The organism is Peribacillus sp. FSL R5-0717 (genome assembly GCF_038002945.1).
GTDB classification, from domain to species: domain Bacteria; phylum Bacillota; class Bacilli; order Bacillales; family DSM-1321; genus Peribacillus; species Peribacillus frigoritolerans.
The window spans coordinates 2,179,449-2,200,635 of sequence record NZ_JBBOOF010000001.1 but is presented as its reverse complement, the minus strand read 5'-3'; the positions used below and the strand labels follow the sequence as shown (position 1 = coordinate 2,200,635).

Here is a 21,187-nt window from a genome sequence, read left to right as displayed (position 1 = left end):
TGAACGGGTCAAACTTTTACAGGCTCGGGGTATCAAAAGTGTGGATGAGAAAAGCATCCACGTATCCGGCAATCCATTTCAACTGTCGAATTATCGGGAAAAAAATCCTGGGATATAACCATAGCTTTCAATAATTGAAGGTTTATATCTTTACATATTTTGTAATGTGCTGGTTTTTTTATAAAGAGTCGTTTATAATGGTAAAAGCCTGAAGGACGTTAAAATATTTAGTGACTGCCATCCGCAGTCACACCAAAAAATTACGGTAATATTTATTGGATTAAGACATGTAATTCCTATATATTTGTTATAGGTCCGCTGAACATTCGAGACGGGCGGAACTCTGTTATTTTTTCAAAGGCTTGTTCATAAGCTAAAGAAGTGTTCTGGATAAGAGTTATGGATGTGACAAAAGGTGGTTTTCACAATCTTGACTATCCAAGTGAAAGAATGCTATTATAAGGTTTCCGTTTTTCCGTCTTTTGTAAGTTTGTAAGAATTTATATAAATAAACCACTAGATTAATAGAGGTGAAAGCATGAATAATTTTCTCAAAAAAAGCCGGCATTTATTTGCAGATAACATACTAGGCTTTTTCTTTATTGCAGTAGTTATGTTTCAGATTAAAACTTATATTGGATATCGAGTTGAATTTAACTTAGGTATTGAAAATGGCCTGCAACAGTTTTTGCTATTCATAAACCCGATCAGTTCAGCCATTTTATTCTTTGGCTTGGCACTATTGGCTAGAGGCAAAAAATCGTTTAAATGGATTATCAGGTTGAACCTATTGATGTCCTTATGGTTATTCTTCAATATTGTATACTACCGGTCATTTACCGATTTCATTACATTGCCAACCTTGACGCAAGTGCAAAACGCCGGGGATTTGGGACCGAGTATTTTAGAATTATTCAAAGGCCATGATGTATTGTATTTCCTTGATACGGTTCTTTTGATCGTGTTGTACAGATTCAAAGACTTTAAAGTGGAAGACTTCAAAGTCAAACGCCGTACAGTTGGAATGGTTTACCTAGCGGGACTGGCGATTTTCGCCATCAATTTGGGACTTGCTGAAAAGGATCGCCCGCAATTGTTATCAAGAACATTCGACAGGAACTATATCGTCAAATACTTGGGCATGTTCAACTATACGGTTTATGATGCCGTTCAGAATACTAAAACATACGCCCAGCGTGCGACTGCAAACAGCACGGATATCGCCGAAGTCGTCAACTATACGAAGGCAACAAGCGCTGAACCGAACCCTGAGTACTTTGGTGCAGCCAAAGGCAAGAATGTCATCTACCTGCATTTGGAATCAATGCAGAATTTCCTTATCGATTATAAGTTGAATGGGGAAGAAGTAACTCCATTTTTGAACTCACTTGCACATGATAAATCAGATTTCATGCACTTTGATAATTTCTTCCATCAAGTAGGCCAAGGGAAAACGGCGGATGCCGAATTCATGCTTGAAAATTCCCTGTTCGGCTTACCGCAGGGGGCAGCATTCACAAACCGTTCCCAAAATACGTATCAAGCAGCGCCAGCTATTTTAGGAGAACAAGGATACACATCCGCTGTGTTCCATGGTAATTACAAATCTTTCTGGAACCGGGATAATATGTATAAGTCTCTAGGTTTTAATCAGTTCTTCGATGCAAACCATTATAATATGGAAAATAAAGAGGAAGTACTGAGTTATGGATTAATGGATAAGCCGTTCTTTAAGGAATCGATTCCAATGTTAGAAACGCTTAAACAGCCTTTCTATACAAAATTCATAACGGTATCTCATCATTTCCCATATGCAATGGACCAGGAAAAAGCAACAATCGGTAAGCATACGACAGGCGATGCTTCCGTTGATAGTTACTTCCAAACTGCACGCTATGCCGATGAGGCGCTTAAAGAGTTTTTCGATTATCTGAAGGAATCCGGTCTATATGATAACTCGGTAATCGTTATGTATGGTGATCATTATGGTATTTCCGAAAACCATAAAGAAGCCATGTCAAAAGTGCTTGGCAAGGATGTTGGCGCATTTGAGAATGCCCAATTGCAACGTGTACCATTATTGATTCATGTTCCAGGTGTTGAAGGCGGGGAAATGCACCAATACGGTGGACAGATTGACCTTCTCCCGACTTTATTGCATCTGTTAGGAATTGAATCTAAAGATTATGTACAATTCGGTTCCGATTTATTGTCAAAAGATCATAATGAAGTGGTACCTTTCAGGAATGGTGATTTTGTAACACCGGATGTCACTTCCATTAAAGGGAAATACTACGATACTAAAACGGGAGAATTGGTCGAGGAAAATGATGCCATCCTCAATTATAAAACGAGAGCTGAAACGATGCTCAATTTATCCGACCAAGTAGTGAACGGCGACTTACTCCGTTTCTATACTCCAAACGGCTTTAAACCGATTGATCCAGCTGATTATGATTACACATATGATGAAGAAGGTTCTAAGGAAGAAAAGTCCGATAAATAAGGCTAATGAAAGAACAGGCAGGAAGCCATCGCTTCCTGCCTGTTTTTTTATGCGTCATCCTTTATTGGTCATCATGGCAATATACTTTCTGATTTCATCAGGCTTCCCTGCGTATTTTTCGGCACGCTGTTCGTCTTTCATGATTTTATCCTTTGTTTTGACCAGGATTTCTTCACCCTTATCTTTGGGCACGACCACGACTCCATCTATGTCCCCTATGATGATGTCCCCTGGATATACGGTGACACCTCCACATGATATGGGCACATTGGTTTCGCCTACCCCTGTCTTGCCGCTAGAGGCAACCGTCGTCCCTTTGCTGAATACAGGGAAATTCAATTCTTTAATGGCTTCAAGGTCGCGAATGACCCCATCGACTACGAGGCCGCCTATTTCCATGGTCTGCATCATGCCGACAACAAAGTCTCCTGCTATTGCACGGTATGTATCACCCTTGCTGTCAACGACAATTATATCCCCAGGCTTGGCTTCACCGATCGCTTTTAACACGGCAGAATTATCACCGACGGGAATCTGTACGGTCAAAGCTCGTCCGGCCATACGAAATTCTTCCTTTAAGGGTTTTATTGCCGAATCAAGATTACTTAACCCTTCCATTGCATCTGAAATCGCCGTGGTGGGCAAATTCCTGAACTGTTGAATAAGATTATCCATGACTATGATTCCTCCTTAAGAGTAAATGAATATAGCTTAATTATACACAAATTTCGTAATTTTCTAATAGTTTTCAGCTTGATAAAATGGTAAGTGTAGTGTAATTAACATCTGAAGGGGGAGGGAAGCTCAGCTGTCACAAGGGGGTTAAAGGCAAATTCCGTTTTAATCAATCGATTGATTAAACTTTGAAGAGATTGATATCCAGGATAGGAACAGTCCTAGCGATATTAATGGTCGGGCCTCCATGGCAGTTTGATCCGTACAGAAGAACATTCTTCAGAAGCAAGGGTAGAATGTTGGTGCATATCCTCGGTTTTTTTCTGATCTGGATGGGGGTGTCAGCGAAGAAATCCATAATACAGCCAGTGTGCAGGGGATACTTGTAATCTTCAAAGCAGGAGCAGAATCAAGACAGATGTTGCCAATGTAAGCCAAAGGGGGCTGAAAACTTCTGGATGAATGATTAAAAAAATGATTCCTGCAATCGTGGCAGCCTGCTGTATGGTCATATGTCTAATGAAGTGGATTCCAGCTTTAAAACAGGCTTTAAGAAGAGGCATTTGATTCATTTTCATTCCTCCTTTTACTTTCAATAATATGACCAGGCATAAAAGAAAATACATGGGGATTCGTTTTCTGCTCAATTATTACGGGTATAGTAAAGGTAAAATAAAAGGAGGAATCTAGGTGATCATTGTATATATTAGTCTTGCCCTCTTTATAGGATCGATTATTTATTTAGCGTTTTTTGCTTTTAAAACATTTAAGGATTCCAAACCGACAATTGAAAATGTGACTCAAACCGTTACACGCATCCAGGCCAAAACGGACCAGATTAAATCGGAAACGGACCAACTCGCCATGACACAGCAGGAAATCACTGAAGATGTTGAATATAAAAAAGAGGCTGTCCAATATACGGTTGAGGCGGCTAAAGAAATACCTGAACCCTTTAAGAATATTTGGTTTTCAATAAAGGGTGACAAGTGGAAGCTTAGAAACAGAAGCGATGCATAAGTGTTTGACCGATCTGAAATGTACATGATATAGTATGGAAATACTATGTTTCTAGGGTTCCTCGGTTGAATGTTACCGGAATGGTCCAAGAGAAACGCGCAGGAATCTGCGTACACGGAGGGAAAAAAGCCCGGGAGGTTATGAAAGATGACCTCCCGGGCTTTTTCTGTAATTGGAGGGGAAAAGGATGGCTTGGATTCAATTGGTGATTGCAGGATTATTTGAAGTGGTATGGGCGACAAGTCTAAAGTATACCGAGGGTTTTACGAAATTATTACCTTCTATCATAACGATTGCTGGCATGGTTATTAGTTTTTATTTTTTGTCATCGGCGATAAAAACTCTGCCTATGGGAACAGCGTATGCAATCTGGACGGGAATAGGGGCTCTTGGGGCTGTTCTGGTAGGCATCATCGTTTTTAACGAGCCTAAGGATGCGATGCGATTGGTATTCGCCGGTTTTATTTTGGTTGGAATTATCGGCTTGAAGGTCACCTCTTCTGAATAATCTGCCCACTCCTCGCAAATAGTAATGTTAAATGATATTTGAGGAGTGAAGAATATGAACTATAAAGCGATAGTATCAAGTGCAATGATGGCTCTAGTGATTACAGGTTGTGGAACGAATGATAACGAAGACGCCAGTGAAAACCTTGGCCTGAATCGTACTCATCAGGATAATTTGGATAATCCGATGAATGTAAGCGACACAAGGCAAAATGTCAATAATGACAATAATGAAAATAATGATAATGGCGTAAACGGTATGAGGGTCTCCGAGGATATCTCAAAACGAGTCGAAGCTTTAAAGGAAGTAAGTAACGCAAATGTCATCGTGACTGAAAATAATGCCTATGTAGGTGCAGTATTAAAAGACGGCGGGGAAAAGGATATCTCGAATGACCTTAAAGAAAGGGTTGCTGATACAGTAAGGGGAGCGGATCCATCTGTAGACCAAGTTTATGTGTCGGCAAATCCGGACTTTGTTCAAAGAATGGATAGGTATGCGAATGATATCGAGAATGGAAAACCCGTAGAAGGATTTGCTGAAGAGTTCCGTGAACTTGTAACACGGATCTTTCCAAGTCCAAGATAATTGGGAAATTGAGAAGTAAAGACTTATCCGGTGGATTCCGGATAGGTCTTTTCCTATTTTTAAGATATCTGTGGAACATGACTAACTTTAAATAGGGTGGTTACAATAATCGAATGAACGAAAAACTTGTATGGGGGGTGGGGTGGTGAGGTTATTTAAGGGCAAGAGGGAAATGGATTCAGGATCATTTCAGGTTACTTCCAAGGATTTTCAGGAACTCCTTAAAAAGTTTAAAGCATCTGATGATTTCCTTACCTTCCAATTCCCGAATGATGATGGCTATATCATCTCCTACTTCAATTCACTGGTCAGTGTACAACAGCTCCATGAACAAGTATTGGCGGTCATGTCGAATCAGCCAAAGAAGGTCCTTAAGCAACTAAAAGGCGATATTCCGATGGAAGATATGAAATTGACGGCTGATTTAAAAGACATTCAAAGATTGGTTTTGGCAGGATCGATCATGATTCAATACAAGCAAGATGATGAAATGTGTTTGCTCATTCCGTGTGTTCACAGTGTGAAAAGGCAAATTTCCACACCTGAGTCAGAGTATACGGTCGTTGGATCCAAGGAGGCGTTTGTTGAATCGCTTGATTCGAATTTGAATCTGATCCGTAACCGGTTGCCCACTCCTGAATTGCAGTCCAAGGAATTTAGGGTCGGGAGCATTTCGCAAACAAGGATAGCGGTACTCTACATAGATGGGGTGGTAAATCAACAGATCATCAAGACGGTCATACAGAGAATAGAAGATATAGAATATGATACAATCGTCGATATTTCGTTCGTAAGCCAGATGATCACGGATAATCGGAATTCTATGTTCCCGCAATTGATTGATACGGAGCGGCCTGATCATCTGGCCAGTGTATTATCGGAAGGGAAAATAGGGATCATGCTGGATGGATCTCCTCATGCATTGGTTGGTCCCAATACCATCATTTCATTCTTCTCGTCATTTGAAGATTATTTTCAAATTTGGAATCTCGGCACTTCATTCCGTTTGATTCGGCTTTTCGCCGTTCTGTTTTCCGTTTTGTCATCACCTTTGTATGTGGCCGTTTTAACCTATCATTATCAAGTGATCCCAACGGATTTGCTGCCAATCTTAATATCATCAAGGGGAGTGATCCCTTTTCCGCCGATCTTGGAAGCGATCGTGCTGGAAGGGACGATCGAATTGCTGAGGGAAGCGGCGGTCAGGCTGCCTGCCAAGGTTGGCTCCACCATCGGTATTGTTGGCGGTATAGTCATCGGTACAGCCGCTGTGGAAGCGGGATTTGTCAGTAATGTCTTGTTGATGCTTGTCGCTTTGGCTGCCTTGGCTTCATTTACGGTGCCGATTTACCAAATCAGCAATACGATTCGCCTTATCCGCTTTCCCTTTCTAATTGCTGCCCAGTTATACGGACTGTTTGGAATAGCTTTATGCAGTGCATTCATTTTAAGTCATTTATTGAAATTGACTTCGCTTGGCAGTCCTTATTTAGACCCGCTGTACCCGTTAAGAATTCATGACTTTAAAGATAGTCTGATTCGCCTCCCTTTTTCAAAGCAGAAAAAACGCCCGCAGTTTCTGCGGACGGAAAATCCACTAAGGATAAGGAAAGAGGCGGAAAAACGAAACCCCCGTAATGATATCGATGAATAAGGAAGTAGAAAGCGGTGAGAAGGAATGGAAGTCAAACCAAATGAAACAAAACAAATATCTCCATTTTTTGTTTTTTTCCTCATGCCCGGCATGCAGATTGGAGTAGGGATATTGGGGTTTGAACGGATCATAGCGAAAGAGGCTGGCCAAGACGCATGGATATCGGTCCTGATATCAGGATTGATCATAAATGTTCTGCTTTGGATGTGTTTCAAGCTTTTGGGCAGGGGCCCCCAAACTCTTGATTTGGTTGCCATCCACAAGGATTTGTTTGGTAAATGGGTGGGGAATGCTTTCAATATTTTATTCATCTTCTACTTTATCATGATTTCCATCATTCTTATCAGGACTTATTTAGAAGTCATTCAGGTTTGGATGTTCCCTGGTGTCAATGTCCTAATGCTGATAACCATCATTCTTATTCTCGTGTATAACTTTGTGGAGGGAGGTTTCAGGGTCATTACCGGTTTTTGCATAATCGGCCTTATAATCGCATCGCCATTATTCCTTTTGAATTATTTCCCTTTGAAGTACGCCCACTTTGAAAATTTGGGTCCTTTTCTTGATCATTCCCTTTTGGAAATCATGAAGGCCTGTAAGAAAATGACCCTGAATTACCTTGGTTTTGAATTAATCCTCATTTATTATCCTTTCATTAAAAATCGTGAAAAATCTAAAAAGTGGGCCCACTTAGGGGCGTTGTTCACTATGGTGATATATGTAGTATCCATCCTTGTTTCATTAGCCTACTATCATCAAGATCAGCTGAAAGATGTAATTTGGGCAACTTTGACGTTATGGAAAATTGTAGACCTTCCATTCATTGAAAGGTTCGAATACATAGGGATTTCCGTTTGGCTGTTCATGGTGCTGCCGAATGTTTGCCTAGGGGTTTGGGCAGCAAGCAGGACAGCGAAAAGAGTGTTCGGATTTAGACAAAAAAAGATGATGGTTCTCATCCTGATCATCATCTTGGTTTTCTGCATTTTTTTGGATAACCGCTATAGGATCGATAAGTTTAACACGGTCAGTTCGCAAATTGGTTTTTATATCGTTTATTTGTATCTTCCTCTCTTATTCATATGGCAGTCGATCGTCTATAAAGTCAGGGGGCATAAATCATGACAATCAAACTTCTCTTGATAACATTAGCAAGCTTTTTGATGGCGGCTTGCGGCGTGGAAAAGCAAATATTAGAAGATATATTAATTGCTGAAGTCGTAGGTTATGATGATGCCGGAGACAAGAAAATCAAGGGTACGGTCGTTGTCAGCGTTCCCCAGCCTGGGGAGGAAGCAGATCTGGGAAAAGAAGTATATGAAGCGGACTCCCATGATATAAAGGCGGCCCGCCAGCAGGAAAATGCAAAAACACCATACCCGATTGTCGGCGGGAGACTGACAGTCACTCTATATGGTGAGGAATTGGCAAGTAAGGGATTGAATGATTATGTCGATACATATAGGCGTAACCCAATGGTGGGAAGGGATTTGTATTTAGCGGTCGTTCATGGCAAAGCGGAGGATGTAGTTAAAATGGAGCCGAAGTTGATTAAAACTCCAGGGGTTCAAGTGAAGGAACTGATCGAACAGAATATAAGGACCAATTTGCCTGATGTAGACCTTCACAGGTATTTATATGCGTGTCATGGTAACGGGATCGATCCGGTCTTGCCCTTATTGGAAACTACAGGAGATCAAATACGGGTAAGGGGAATCGCCTTGTTTAAAAAGGATCGTTATATTGGTAAATATATACCTTATGAAGAAGGCTTCTTATATAAGGTCCTTAGTGAAAATTTTAAGCTGGGGAGTTATGAAATTAAATGGAAGGAAAATGACTTTACCGATATCAATAACGTGGAGTCACGTGTCCATTATCATATTTCGAATGCAAATCAAGACCCTAAGGTCAGGATTGAAGTGAAAATGAAAGCGAGTCTGCTAGAGGTCCAAGGCTATGACTTGGGCAAAGAGGTCGACCTGAATAAAATAGAGGCCAGGGCCGAGCGGGTCATTGGTAAAAAATTAAATGAGATGGTAACCATGTTTCAGGAGAACCATATAGATCCGCTTGCACTCGGTGATCATGCTAAAAGTAAAACAAGAAATTTTGATCAAAAGCATTGGGAGGAGACATATCCCGATATTCCAATCGAGGTCGATCTGGATATTGAAATGATTCAAACGGGAATAGCTGAATAAAAGTAGAATATTCTGGAGTTTCCCCCTTTATAATAGGGTATTGGTGTAAGGATTGTGTCAATGCGGCTAAAAAGGGGGAAAAGCATGGACAAAGCATGGTGGAAAGAGGCAGTTGTGTATCAAGTGTATCCAAGGAGTTTTATGGATAGTGATGGCGATGGTATTGGTGATATAAACGGGATTTTGATGAAGCTCGATTATTTACAAGAGCTGGGTGTGAACGTGATATGGCTATCCCCAGTTTATCAATCTCCCAATGATGACAATGGGTACGATATCAGTGATTATAAAGCAATCATGACTGAATTCGGGACCATGGCTGATTTCGATAGGTTGTTGAAGGCCGTTCATGAACGTGGAATGAAGATCATGATGGACCTGGTGGTCAATCATTCTTCAGATGAACATCCGTGGTTCGAGGAATCCCGATCCTCAAAAGATAATCCGAAACGCGATTATTATATTTGGAAACCTGGCAGGAATGGAAATGAGCCAAATAATTGGGAGTCGATTTTTAAAGGTTCAGCATGGGAATATGATGAAAGAACCGATGAATATTATTTACATTTATTCAGCAGGAAACAACCGGATTTAAACTGGGAGAACCCTAAGGTACGTGAAGAAGTCTACAGCATCATGACTTGGTGGCTGGATAAGGGTGTCGATGGCTTCCGGATGGATGTCATCAATTTCCTTTCAAAAGATCAAAGTTACTCAGATGGAGCCGTTCATCATGAGAAACAGTATGGTGATGGAAGCCCCTTTTTCCTGAATGGCCCGCGCATACATGAGTTTTTGCAGGAAATCAATCAACGGGCCCTTTCTGGACATGACGTGATTACGGTTGGGGAGATGCCAGGCGTCACGCCGGAGGAAGCGCAATTGTTCACAGGTAAAGATCGTGGTGAGCTACATATGGTCTTTCAATTCGAACATATGGATTTGGGGAGGGGGCCAGAAGGGAAATGGAGTAACGATAAATGGAAGCTAACCGATTTAAAGCGAATCCTCTCCAAGTGGCAGACTGGTTTGGAGAGGGATGGCTGGAACAGTTTATACTGGAACAACCATGATCAGCCCCGGGTTGTCTCGAGGTTTGGTAATGATGGAAAGTATCGTATTGAAAGCGCAAAGATGCTTGCCGCTTGTCTTCATATGCTGCAAGGTACACCTTATATATATCAAGGGGAAGAGCTGGGCATGACCAATGTTGCATTTGAAAGCATCGATGAATACCGGGATATCGAAACATTGAATTCATATGACGAACTCGTCCATTCACATGGCTGGTCAAAAGAGCGGATGATGTCAGCCATCCACGCCCGCAGCCGGGATAATGCGAGGACACCGATTCAGTGGAATGACTCCCGGAACGCAGGATTCACGAACGGGACCCCTTGGATTAAGGTTAATCCCAATTTTCCCGAGATTAATGCAGAAAAGGCTTATAATGATCCGAATTCCATTTTTCATTTTTATAAAAAGCTTATCCAACTGCGCAAGGAACATGATATCGTCGTTTATGGCCGTTTTGAACTGCTGTTGCCGGATGATGAACGAATATTTGCCTACACGAGATCGTTTGAGGAAGAGAAGTTATTGGTGCTATGCAACTTTAAAGAAGAGCAGGCCTCTTATACTTTGCCTGAAGAGCTGCATGCATATTCTGCCATAAAGCTGATCGGCAATTATGGTCAGGAGGAAGAAGGAATCTCCAGCAAACCCCTGCAACCATATGAATGCCGTGTTTATCATTTGAAATGAAAAAAGGACCTGTCCTTCTCCGGTTAGGGAAGAACAGGTCCTTTGCGTATTATTTTGATTTAAGGTCACATTCCTCTAGCGGAATGATTTTCGTTTTATGCTTAATTTTATAGCCGAACCATAGGACGAAAAATAGAATCAAGCCAATGTAGGAAACGAACATTGAATTCCAGTCGATCCCATCACTGCTGAAAGCCTGATAGCCTTGTCCGATGATAATGATAATACAAAGGACAAGCGCGAATATAGGTCCGAATGGGAAGCCTTTTGCCCGGAATGGTAAAGCATTCATATCAAGGCCTTGAGCTGCATAAGCTTTGCGGAATCGATAATGGGCAATTGCAATCCCTACCCAGGTGACGAATCCTGCCATGCCTGAAGCATTCAATAACCAGATATAAACGACGCCGTCCCCGAAAAATGAAGCTAAGAATGCAACACAGCCAACTAAGGAAGTCACGATAAGTGCATTCACGGGCACTCCTCTTTTATCTAACTTACCTAGGAATTTCGGTGCTTTCCCATCACGTGCCAAGTCCCATAACATACGGGTTGAAGCATACATGCCAGAGTTACCGGCAGAGAGTACGGATGATAAAATGATCGCGTTCATGATGGATGCAGCAAATGCAAGGCCGGCCCGTTCAAATACAAGCGTGAATGGACTTACGGCAACATCTTGACTCAATAAACGTGAATCCGTAAACGGAATGATCATTCCAATAACGAAAATTGCAAGGATATAGAACAAGAGGATGCGCCAGAAAACGGATCTGATCGCTTTAGGGATATTTTTTTCTGGATCTTCACTTTCACCAGCAGTCACTCCAAGCAATTCCGTTCCTTGGAATGAAAAGCCGGCAGCCATGAATACGCCTAGAATCGTGAAGAACCCTCCATTAAAGGGACCTTCGCCCATTGTGAAATTGGAAAAACCGATTGGGTCATTCCCACCCATGATTCCGAGAATGATCAGAACACCCGTGATCAAGAAAATGACGACTGTCACGACCTTGATCATGGCAAACCAGAATTCTGTTTCCCCGAAACCTTTAACGGACATGTAATTGATAAGAAACATAGTGATTAACGCAATGGCACTCCAGATAAATGAAGGGCTATCCGGGAACCAGAACTTCATAATTAAGACAACGGCTGCCAATTCGGCGGCAATGGTGATTGCCCAGTTATACCAGTAGTTCCAACCAATCGCAAAACCGAAAGACGGATCGACGAATTTGGATGCATAGACCCGGAATGAACCGGCCACTGGCATGAACGCCGCCATTTCTGCAAGACTTGTCATTAAGTAATAAACCATGATGCCGATGACCGCGTATGCCACCAAGGCACCGCCTGGACCGGCTGAATGAATGGCCCCGCCACTAGCTAAAAATAAACCTGTTCCAATCGTTCCACCTAATGAAATCATCATTAAATGACGCGCTTTCAGGCTCCTTTTCAGTTCAGTAGGGCTTGATGGTGATTGTGAATTTGACAATTGATGTTACACTCCTTTTTATTGGAAGGGAACGAAAAATAAAAAAAACAGCAGTCGAAAAAGATCGACGGCTGTTTATAATAAACCCGTTTATCCTTCCGAAGATAGCTCCCCACGCTTTTTTGAAAAAACGTGACAGTGGTGTTCCTGTTCGGTAACACCGCCAGCGAGAATATACATGGAATATACCCTAACTTCGGCAACTTATCCTTTCAAACGGAGTCTTTAATTTTCCAGAATCTCGTCCGTTTTACTTTTATAAGCTGCAGCCTCTAACTCATCGGTAAATGAGGAAGTATTCAATTTTCTAAAATCGTTGGCGTCAGCTTGTAGGTGACGTCGTACGACTGTACTCATGAAATTCATGCAATCGCTAATAGATTGCTAGTAATTGAGTAAACTTTACTATATCAAAATTATAAAATAACTTCTGGGATATCGCAATGATTATTTTATGTGGTTATTTTTTCCTAGTTAATGAATGATGGCAGTAAGGAAGAATCAAGTGACGATGTACCAAAATATAGCACATCCTGATAACTAAACGGTTTTCCTTTTTATTAGGGCGTAGTCCAGTTTTACATGTTTGACCTCTTCAGGATTCTCAAAGAGATCCACTGCCATTTTCCCGATCCATTCCAGCGGTAAGGAAATGGTCGTGATGTCGAGCATTTCGCCAAGGCTATCATTATTGAAGCCGAGAATGGCCACATCTTCCGGTACCCTTATACCCAATTTCTTAGCGGTAAGAATGAAGCCCGCCGCCGTGTCATCATTCGTGATGATGATGGCTTCAGGTTTATCCATCATCGAATTCCATTCCTGAAACAATTGTTCACCGTCCTTAATGTGATAACTGCCTTCAAACAGCCATTCTTTATTGTTAATCAGTTGATGTTTACTCATGATATCGTTAAAGGCCTTTGTACGATGGGAACTGTTTCTGCTCTTTTTACGGCCGAGGCTGTATCCGATTTTCTTATATCCTTTAGCAATCACGTACTCAAGGGCACAGGAGAAAGCTGCATAATGATCAATGCTGATGGATGAGAATTCAGCCTGGGCGGTATCTTCACATAAAATAATCGGTCCGTATTTTTGATAATCCAAGAGGATTTTCATTTCCGAAATCCTTGAACAAACGATAATGCCATCGAGCTGCTTCATTTGCAGCATATTAAAAGCCTGGATCTCTTTCTCCCTGTCATAATTTGTTTGAAAGATGACGATATGACAGCCAATTGCATTTGCCTGTTTTGTGATTCCGTTAACGATTGCCCCGTAATATGGGTGATTGTTGAAGGGGATGATGACGCCGATAAGGTTGGTTTTCCCTTTTGAAAGATGGATGGCGTTGATGTTTCTCGTATAATTCAAACGATTGATCGCTTCTAGGACGCTCTTTCTTTTATCGGGGCTTACATAAGGATGATCATTCAATACACGAGACACTGTAGAGACAGATACACCAGCACATTGAGCTATTTCTTTAATATTTGTCATGGTATCACCGTTTTTCTTTTTTTATATTGTACAGTATGAAACCCATTTCAGGGCAAGGGAACAGTGGGGACTGCTGAAGATTTCTTCAAATAGGGTCTTGTTATGGTATTGGTTTCATCCTTTAAGATTGGTCTAAGTCTTAGAGGAGGAGGAAATCATGATGTTCCAAACTTTAATCACCCTGTTTTTGCTTTGCGGAATCGAATTGGGATTTGCGTACTTGGCCATTTCCTTGAAACAGGAGAAATGAGTGGCAATGCCCGTCAAGAAGTCCGCGGCTTTATGCGTGGAAACTGCGTTTACTCGTGAATTTCACGTCGTCCAGAAATAGCTCCCCCTAGTTATGTTCACCAGTAAAACTCCACAATATAAATATAATTTCATCATACGGAATGACTGACTGTCAGAGCTGCCTAGTGGAGCCTCCTGACAGTTTTTGCTGTGTGTAAAAGTCATTCGCCTTTTTGAAATGTTTAAAAATAGTTGCACTTTTTTTGTATATTTGTGTATAGTATAAAATAAGTTGTGTAGAGGAAACTTTTTAGCGTTTACGACAATGAAAAAAATTTACACTTAATTTTGCTCATGGCAAACTATTTTAGAAAGATGAAAAAGGGAGGGAATATGGATGGGTTTTCTTAAATCTATTGGAGGCGTGCTTGCTGCATTGCTGGTTTTAACGGGGTGCGGCAATGATACGGCCGAAAGCGATAATGGCAATGGCAAGCTGGATGTCGTTACAACAACGGGAATGATTGGGGATTTGGTTGAGAATATCGGCGGTAAACATGTCGAGGTCACAAGTTTAATGGGACCGGGAGTCGACCCCCATCTATATAAAGCGACGCAGGGTGATGTGAAGACATTGGATTCGGCTGATATGATTTTTTATAACGGATTGCATCTTGAAGGGAAAATGACGGATATATTTGAAATGATGAGCAAGGATAAACCGACGATTGCCGTAACGGAAGACTTCAAGGAGAACCAACTTCGCAAAGTGGGTGCAACGGAGCATGATCCCCACGTATGGTTTGATGTAAAGCTTTGGATCGTTGCGGCGGAGGCAGTTAAGAAAGAATTGATTGCCAAGGACCCGGACCATGAAGCGGAGTATCGTGAAAATTATGAGGAGTACGTTCTGCAATTGGAGGAACTTGATAAATATGTCCATGAGGAAATCAATAAAGTGCCAGAAGACCAACGGGTGCTCGTTACGGCACATGATGCTTTTGGGTACTACGGGCAGTCATATGGCCTGGACGTAAGAGGGCTCCAAGGGATCAATACATTATCGGAATATGGATCGAAAGATGTGACGGATATGCGGAACTATCTTGTGGAGAACAAAATAAAAGCGATTTTCATAGAGTCAAGCGTACCGAGGAAGGCCATCGAGGCTGTCATTCAAGGAGCAGGTAAGCAGGGCCACAAAGTGGAAATCGGCGGTGAATTGTTCTCGGATGCCATGGGTGAAAGAGGGACGGAAGAAGGAACGTATATCGGAATGGTCCGTCATAACACGGACACCATCGTCCGTGCTTTGAAATAGGGGGGAGAAACTATGAATCAAGCAGCTTTGAAGGTCGAGAATTTAACGATTGCTTATCATAAGAAGCCGGTTGTCGAAGATGTCTCATTTGAGGTGCCGGAGGGGAATTTAATCGGAATCATAGGCCCAAATGGAGCAGGGAAGTCCACTTTGATAAAGGGGATACTCGAATTGATCCCGAAAATATCGGGGCACATCACGATCAAGGGCTCTACTTATAAATCGATGAGGAAGAGTATCGGCTATGTACCACAGCGGGAGTCAGTGGATTGGGATTTTCCGACCAACGCACTTGATGTCGTGATGATGGGCAGATATGGTCATCTCGGATGGCTGAGGCGACCAGGGAAGTCCGAAAGGCAGAAGGGGATGGAGTGCCTGGAGAAGGTGGGGATGGCTGAATACGCAAACCGCCAGATCAGCCAGCTATCAGGCGGACAGCAGCAACGGATATTCCTGGCCCGTGCATTGGCACAGGAAGCGGATATTTATTTTATGGATGAACCGTTCGTAGGGGTGGATGCCGCAACAGAGAAAGCGATCATACAATTGTTGATGGAATTGAAGGAAAAAGGCAAAACCGTTCTGGTTGTGCACCATGACCTATCCACCGTGAAGGAATATTTCGACTGGACGATGTTATTGAATAAGAAGGTGATGAAAATAGGTCCGACAGAAGAAGTGTTCATTCCCGAATACCTACAGGCAACATATGGAGGCCGCCTAGCGATACTATCAGACACAAAGTCCGGCCTTTTATTAAAATGAGGTGTACACGATGAATATAATGGACATTATCACCGATCCAAATACAAGGTGGATATTGCTTGGCACGATGTTCCTCGGATTAAGCAGCGGGGTCATCGGCAGCTTTGCCTACCTCAGAAAGCAGTCTTTGCTTGGCGACACGCTCGCACATGCAGCGTTACCCGGTATCTGTGTCGCCTTCATGTTAACTGGAGTGAAATCCACTTCCTACTTTTTGATAGGTGCCGCCCTGGCTGGCTTAGTCGCTGTCTTCTTGATCAGTGTGCTTACGAGATACAGTAAGATCAAGCAGGATGCGGCCTTGGGAATCGTCTTATCTTCTTTCTTTGGTTTCGGAATTGTGATGCTTACGCAAATCCAGCAGAGCGAGTATGGAAACCAGAGTGGATTGGATACCTTTTTATTCGGACAGACGGCGTCAATGGTCATGTCCGATGTATATATGATGATGACGGTTTCCTTCATTCTCATTTTCACTTGTACCGTATTTTTTAAAGAATTCAAATTACTGTCCTTTGATTCCGGGTTTGCTAAGGGGATGGGATTGCCGGTGGTTTTTCTGGATTATTTCATCATGATGCTGATCGTGGCGGCTGTAGTGATCGGTATCCAGGCTGTAGGCGTCGTATTGATGGCATCTTTACTGATAACGCCTGCGGTATCCGCAAGATATTGGACGGAGCGCCTGCATATCATGGTCATCCTGTCTGGTATATTCGGAATGTTGAGCGGTGTGTCTGGAACGTTGATCAGTACATCTGTCAATGATTTGCCGACAGGACCGTTAATTGTCTTATCCGCGACGGTATGGTTTTTCTTTTCCATGCTTTTTGCACCTAAACGCGGAGTGCTTTCATCTATATGGAGAAGGGTTTCGACGAAAAAGAAATATTCTCTCGAACAGGATAGAAGGAAAGGGAGCCACTCATCATGAATGATTTTTGGATTATCTTAGTCGGAGCATTAGTGGCGGGTTCTTGCAGTGTATTAGGGTGTTTTTTGATAGTCAGGAAAATGACGTTGATTGGGGATGCAATCAGTCATTCCGTTTTGCCGGGAATCGTATTGGCATTTTTAATAACCGGAACCCGTGATTCGGTTCCAATGCTGATCGGGGCTGCTGCGCTAGGCTTGCTTACCGTGTTCTTGATCCAGCTTTTCCAATCGTCGGGCGTTCAATCCGACGCTGCTATCGGGATTGTATTTACTTCCCTTTTTGCAACGGGGATCGTACTTGTGAGCTTGTACACGCAACAAATAGATTTTGACCTGGAACATGTCCTTTATGGGGAAATAGCCTATACTCCGTGGAACACGATGACAATCGGGGGAATCGAGGCTGGACCAAAAGCTGTTTGGATAGTCGGCAGTTGTTTTATCCTGAACCTCATACTGATTTTCCTTTTCTTCAAACAGTTTAAACTCGTTTCATTTGATCCAGCACTTGCTGCCGCGATGGGAATTCCTGTACTGTTCTTTCATTACTTATTGATGAGCCTCATTTCACTGACAACTGTTGCTTCTTTTGATAGTGTAGGTTCCATTTTAGTAGTTGGAATGCTCATCATACCTGCGGCAACGGCCTATCTGCTGTCAGACCGTTTAAGCCGCATGATATTGGTCAGTATCGGGGTCGGGGGGCTAAGTTCCGTCATCGGCTACTATTCAGCCACCATTTTGGATGCCTCGATATCAGGTTGCATGGTGGGGTCGGCCGCCATATTATTCGGATTGGCCTTTCTCTTCTCCCCAGGCAATGGATTGGTCAGCCTATTGCTGAAACGGAGAAAATCAAAGGAATCACACGCATAGCTCCCATGCCTGCAGGCTTCATGGAAATAACTCCATGAAGCCTGTAAACTATTCTTCTATATAGTTGTGATTTTATTTGTTTAAAGTATAATGAATAAGTGTATTTATAGATGTATCGCAGGAGCCTTTTTAAGGGAGAGTTTAGTATGGAAGAACAAAATAAATTTTCATCTCGAATAGATTTTTCTTTGGTCACAATATTGCTGTTATTATGCGTTGGAAGCTGCCTGGCAATCTATAGTGCCCAAACGACTGGACAGTACGCTGAAAACTTCTTAATAAAACAAATTTTTTGGTATATAGTGGGGATAGGAATCGTATTAGGGTTCATCACACTGGATTCAGACCAGTTGAAGAAAATCTCTTGGTACGCTTATGGCTTCGGATTATTTTTACTTTTTTTGCTGATCATTATGCCGGAAAGCATCGTTCCTGTCCGGAATGGTGCGAAAAGTTGGTTCATCATTCCGGGAATCGGTTCGATTCAGCCATCGGAATTCATGAAGGTTTTCCTGATCCTGGCTTTAGCGAATGTCATATCGAACCATCATCTCAAAAACACGCTGAAAACGATTCAAACGGATATCTGGCTGCTTATTAAAATCGGTCTTGTGACCGGTGCCCCTTTATTGTTAATCATGCAACAGCCTGATTTGGGCACCTCGCTTGTCATCATGTCAATCATGCTCGGAATGATTTTCATATCAGGGGTATCATGGAAGATCCTGCTGCCGATCGTTTCGGGAGGAGTTGTCGTCGCTTCCACGGTCCTGTACTTTGTACTTTGGAAGCCGGAAATCCTGGAAAAATACCTAGGGGTAAAATCTTATCAATTCGGCCGTATCTATTCTTGGCTGGATCCATATAATTATGCCAGCTCCGAAGGGTATCACTTAACCAAATCCTTACTGGCCATAGGCTCCGGCCAGACCACAGGAAAGGGAATCGGTTCAAGGGAAGTGTATTTGCCCGAGAGTCATTCGGATTTCATTTTCAGCATCATCGGAGAAGAATTCGGCTTCATCGGATCAAGCATCATCATTTCCTTGTTTTTCCTATTGATTTACCACATAACAAAAACTGGAATGGACACGAAAAATAACTTCTATACATATATCTGTGTTGGCGTTATAAGCATGTTGACGTTCCACGTGTTTCAAAATATCGGCATGACTGTAGGCCTTTTGCCGATTACGGGGATTCCGCTTCCATTTGTCAGTTATGGAGGAAGCTCGCTCATGGGGAACATGATGGCGATGGGCTTAATATTCAGTATTCGGTATCACTATAAGAAGTATATGTTTTCCACGGATATCTAATAATAAAGCTGGCCCCCGATGGGCCGGCTTTATTTGTAGCAAAAAAACAAAAGGAGCAGAATCACCCCCCCTGAATGTTTGTTTATTGAATGTTCGTTCCAGATGGAAATTGATTTTTATAACCGGAAAATTGTTGATGCGATTGGCTTAAGCTGGAAGCTTGCGCCTTTTCTAAACTATACCAGCCTTTTTCGAACATAAGGTTATAGAGTTCACGCTGCATCTCCTGATTTTCTTTGGAAATGGAGAAAATGTCTTGGAATAATGCTTGATTGCTCATTTCATGCAGGGCAACGGAAAGGGAGTTACAAAAGTACTTTTCAGTTGTGAGCATATCATTTATAAAATCCCTGTCATTCATTTGCGGTGTTTTTGCCACGGGAGATTCAGGGTTTTGGACTTTGTTTTCATTGGGCATCAAGAACCCTCCTTTATTGATATTGTTGTTGACTCTGATTTTGGTCCGGGTTCAAATGTTTCAAAATGGTATCGTAATGGCGTTGATGCATGAGTCCGCACCGATTTAACGCATCAATGATTTGCGGGTCCTTACATTGTGTGGCAAAAAAATGTGCTTTTTTAACCGCATTCAGATTCCATGCAAGCATATCGGTTAAGTATAAGCTATCTTTCACCGAAACCATCTCCGGCGGCTGTTTCATAAAGCCGGTCGACTGCTGTTGGCTATTAAACGAATTTTGCTGTTCCATCATTCTACCTCCTTATGTGTTCTTTAATCGGGCTTAATTTTCCCTTCATGAAATTTTTTATTCTTGATTCTAAATATCTGAAAAATGAATTAAATGGTAAAATAATCTTGTGCATCTATTTTCCAAAATGATTTGGAGGGGAATGCAGATGGAAAGGATTTTGAAAAATCTATTCCTTTTTTTATCAAAGAATAAAGCTATGACACAGGCAGCGAAAAAATACGGGCTGCGGTTTGGTGCATCTCGCTTTGTGGCAGGAGAATCCTTGGATATGGCATGTGATGTGATTGCTGAACTTAACCGGAAGGGGCTTGCTGTCACCATTGATTATTTGGGTGAATTCATTGAAGATGAACAAGAAGCAGGGAAGATGGCAGAAGAGTGCATCGAAGCCATCCGGATGATTGGCACAAATGAACTGGATTCACAGTTATCCCTGAAGCTGACATCGATGGGCTTAGATGTGTCCGAACAAGTTGTAATGAATAACATGCGGAGAATCTTGGATGAAGCTAGAGCCCATCGAGTTTTCGTGACGCTTGATATGGAAGATTTTCCGCGCTGTCAGCCGACTTTGGATGTATTCAAAACCCTTAAGTCTGAATATAATGAATTGGGGACTGTCATTCAAGCTTATCTGTATCGTACTGAGAGGGATATTGAAGAGCTGGATGCATACCATCCGAATTTAAGACTTGTTAAAGGGGCTTATAAAGAACCAAGGGACGTGGCTTTTCCTGAAAAAAAAGATGTCGATGAGAATTTCAAGAAAATCATCAAGAAGCATATGCAAAATGGAAATTACACAGCCGTTGCCACACATGATGATAGTATCATTGATTATACGAGGGACCTAGTCAAAGATCAGGGAATACCCCGGGATTCATTTGAATTTCAAATGTTATATGGCATCCGCACTGAAAAGCAGCTTGAACTTGCTAAAGAAGGATATAAGGTAAGGGTGTATGTTCCTTATGGTACGGATTGGTATGGATATTTCATGCGCCGCCTTGCGGAGAGGCCGGCCAATATTGCTTTCGTTTTAAAAGGCCTATTCAAGAAATAGGAAGCGAGAGCCGCCCTGGAAAAGGGACGGCTGCTCA

20 protein-coding genes and 2 riboswitches are annotated in these 21,187 nt (G+C 42.2%); of the genes, 14 read left to right on the top strand and 6 right to left on the bottom strand.

The window, feature by feature from the left end; all coding sequences use genetic code 11:
* Positions 1 to 538: 538 nt before the first annotated feature.
* Positions 539 to 2,506, top strand: a complete 1,968-nt coding sequence (locus NYE65_RS10790; protein WP_328177757.1) for an LTA synthase family protein — start codon at positions 539 to 541, stop codon at positions 2,504 to 2,506.
* A 54-nt stretch (positions 2,507 to 2,560) separates the two neighbouring features.
* Here the strand turns inward: NYE65_RS10790 and NYE65_RS10785 are convergent, their stop codons facing one another.
* Positions 2,561 to 3,181: an RraA family protein gene (locus NYE65_RS10785; protein ID WP_340860918.1), complete on the bottom strand. Its 621-nt coding sequence runs from the start codon at positions 3,179 to 3,181 to the stop codon at positions 2,561 to 2,563.
* Between the two features lie 392 nt (positions 3,182 to 3,573).
* A complete protein-coding gene (locus NYE65_RS10780) occupies positions 3,574 to 3,753 on the bottom strand; it encodes a hypothetical protein (protein WP_034310080.1) in 180 nt (59 codons plus the stop codon).
* A gap of 118 nt (positions 3,754 to 3,871) precedes the next feature.
* On the opposite strand from NYE65_RS10780, the gene NYE65_RS10775 reads away from it, so the two are divergent.
* The 7 genes from NYE65_RS10775 (at position 3,872) to NYE65_RS10745 (ending at position 10,919) form a co-directional block, all read left to right on the top strand.
* Positions 3,872 to 4,201 carry a DUF948 domain-containing protein gene (locus NYE65_RS10775; RefSeq protein WP_063574734.1) on the top strand — a complete coding sequence of 110 codons (330 nt, stop codon included), beginning with the start codon at positions 3,872 to 3,874 and terminating at the stop codon, positions 4,199 to 4,201.
* 40 nt (positions 4,202 to 4,241) lie between these two features.
* Positions 4,242 to 4,340: riboswitch (guanidine-I (ykkC/yxkD leader) on the top strand.
* 48 nt (positions 4,341 to 4,388) lie between these two features.
* Entirely contained in the window at positions 4,389 to 4,709 is a 321-nt protein-coding gene (gene sugE / locus NYE65_RS10770; RefSeq protein WP_034310082.1) for a quaternary ammonium compound efflux SMR transporter SugE, read from the top strand.
* A gap of 54 nt (positions 4,710 to 4,763) precedes the next feature.
* Complete coding sequence (locus tag NYE65_RS10765; RefSeq protein WP_340860917.1) at positions 4,764 to 5,297, top strand: YhcN/YlaJ family sporulation lipoprotein; 534 nt, start codon at positions 4,764 to 4,766, stop codon at positions 5,295 to 5,297.
* A 145-nt stretch (positions 5,298 to 5,442) separates the two neighbouring features.
* Positions 5,443 to 6,951, top strand: coding sequence for a spore germination protein (locus NYE65_RS10760; protein WP_328134506.1), 1,509 nt, complete (start codon positions 5,443 to 5,445; stop codon positions 6,949 to 6,951).
* Between the two features lie 24 nt (positions 6,952 to 6,975).
* Complete coding sequence (locus tag NYE65_RS10755) at positions 6,976 to 8,076, top strand: GerAB/ArcD/ProY family transporter (protein WP_340860916.1); 1,101 nt, start codon at positions 6,976 to 6,978, stop codon at positions 8,074 to 8,076.
* A complete protein-coding gene (locus tag NYE65_RS10750) occupies positions 8,073 to 9,155 on the top strand; it encodes a Ger(x)C family spore germination protein (protein WP_340860915.1) in 1,083 nt (360 codons plus the stop codon). The genes NYE65_RS10755 and NYE65_RS10750 overlap by 4 nt, the downstream gene beginning before the upstream one ends.
* A gap of 84 nt (positions 9,156 to 9,239) precedes the next feature.
* On the top strand, positions 9,240 to 10,919 hold the full coding sequence (locus tag NYE65_RS10745) for a glycoside hydrolase family 13 protein (protein ID WP_340860914.1): 1,680 nt from the start codon (positions 9,240 to 9,242) through the stop codon (positions 10,917 to 10,919).
* 49 nt (positions 10,920 to 10,968) lie between these two features.
* Here the strand turns inward: NYE65_RS10745 and NYE65_RS10740 are convergent, their stop codons facing one another.
* Positions 10,969 to 12,420, bottom strand: coding sequence for an amino acid permease (locus NYE65_RS10740; protein WP_048688168.1), 1,452 nt, complete (start codon positions 12,418 to 12,420; stop codon positions 10,969 to 10,971).
* Between the two features lie 97 nt (positions 12,421 to 12,517).
* Positions 12,518 to 12,703: riboswitch (Lysine riboswitch) on the bottom strand.
* A gap of 257 nt (positions 12,704 to 12,960) precedes the next feature.
* A complete protein-coding gene (locus NYE65_RS10735) occupies positions 12,961 to 13,923 on the bottom strand; it encodes a LacI family DNA-binding transcriptional regulator (RefSeq protein ID WP_063574740.1) in 963 nt (320 codons plus the stop codon).
* Positions 13,924 to 14,551: 628 nt separating this feature from the next.
* Here NYE65_RS10735 and NYE65_RS10730 point away from each other — a divergent pair.
* From NYE65_RS10730 to NYE65_RS10710, 5 genes are all read left to right on the top strand, one after another.
* Positions 14,552 to 15,475: a metal ABC transporter solute-binding protein, Zn/Mn family gene (locus NYE65_RS10730; protein ID WP_253350095.1), complete on the top strand. Its 924-nt coding sequence runs from the start codon at positions 14,552 to 14,554 to the stop codon at positions 15,473 to 15,475.
* Between the two features lie 12 nt (positions 15,476 to 15,487).
* Positions 15,488 to 16,243 carry a metal ABC transporter ATP-binding protein gene (locus NYE65_RS10725; RefSeq protein WP_034310095.1) on the top strand — a complete coding sequence of 252 codons (756 nt, stop codon included), beginning with the start codon at positions 15,488 to 15,490 and terminating at the stop codon, positions 16,241 to 16,243.
* A gap of 10 nt (positions 16,244 to 16,253) precedes the next feature.
* Positions 16,254 to 17,177, top strand: a complete 924-nt coding sequence (locus tag NYE65_RS10720; RefSeq protein WP_340860913.1) for a metal ABC transporter permease — start codon at positions 16,254 to 16,256, stop codon at positions 17,175 to 17,177.
* Positions 17,174 to 18,055 carry a metal ABC transporter permease gene (locus tag NYE65_RS10715; RefSeq protein WP_106027060.1) on the top strand — a complete coding sequence of 294 codons (882 nt, stop codon included), beginning with the start codon at positions 17,174 to 17,176 and terminating at the stop codon, positions 18,053 to 18,055. The genes NYE65_RS10720 and NYE65_RS10715 overlap by 4 nt, the downstream gene beginning before the upstream one ends.
* Positions 18,056 to 18,201: 146 nt before the next feature.
* Positions 18,202 to 19,374 (top strand): FtsW/RodA/SpoVE family cell cycle protein, encoded by a 1,173-nt coding sequence (locus tag NYE65_RS10710; RefSeq protein WP_034310104.1) that lies wholly within the window; start codon positions 18,202 to 18,204, stop codon positions 19,372 to 19,374.
* 82 nt (positions 19,375 to 19,456) lie between these two features.
* Here NYE65_RS10710 and NYE65_RS10705 read toward each other — a convergent pair whose 3' ends face one another.
* Both NYE65_RS10705 and NYE65_RS10700 read right to left on the bottom strand, forming a co-directional pair.
* Entirely contained in the window at positions 19,457 to 19,792 is a 336-nt protein-coding gene (locus NYE65_RS10705) for a spore coat protein (RefSeq protein WP_063574745.1), read from the bottom strand.
* A gap of 13 nt (positions 19,793 to 19,805) precedes the next feature.
* Entirely contained in the window at positions 19,806 to 20,084 is a 279-nt protein-coding gene (locus tag NYE65_RS10700) for a hypothetical protein (RefSeq protein WP_034310108.1), read from the bottom strand.
* Positions 20,085 to 20,232: 148 nt separating this feature from the next.
* Here NYE65_RS10700 and NYE65_RS10695 point away from each other — a divergent pair, with 148 nt between their 5' ends.
* Positions 20,233 to 21,150: a proline dehydrogenase gene (locus NYE65_RS10695; RefSeq protein ID WP_328177766.1), complete on the top strand. Its 918-nt coding sequence runs from the start codon at positions 20,233 to 20,235 to the stop codon at positions 21,148 to 21,150.
* Positions 21,151 to 21,187: the final 37 nt, after the last annotated feature.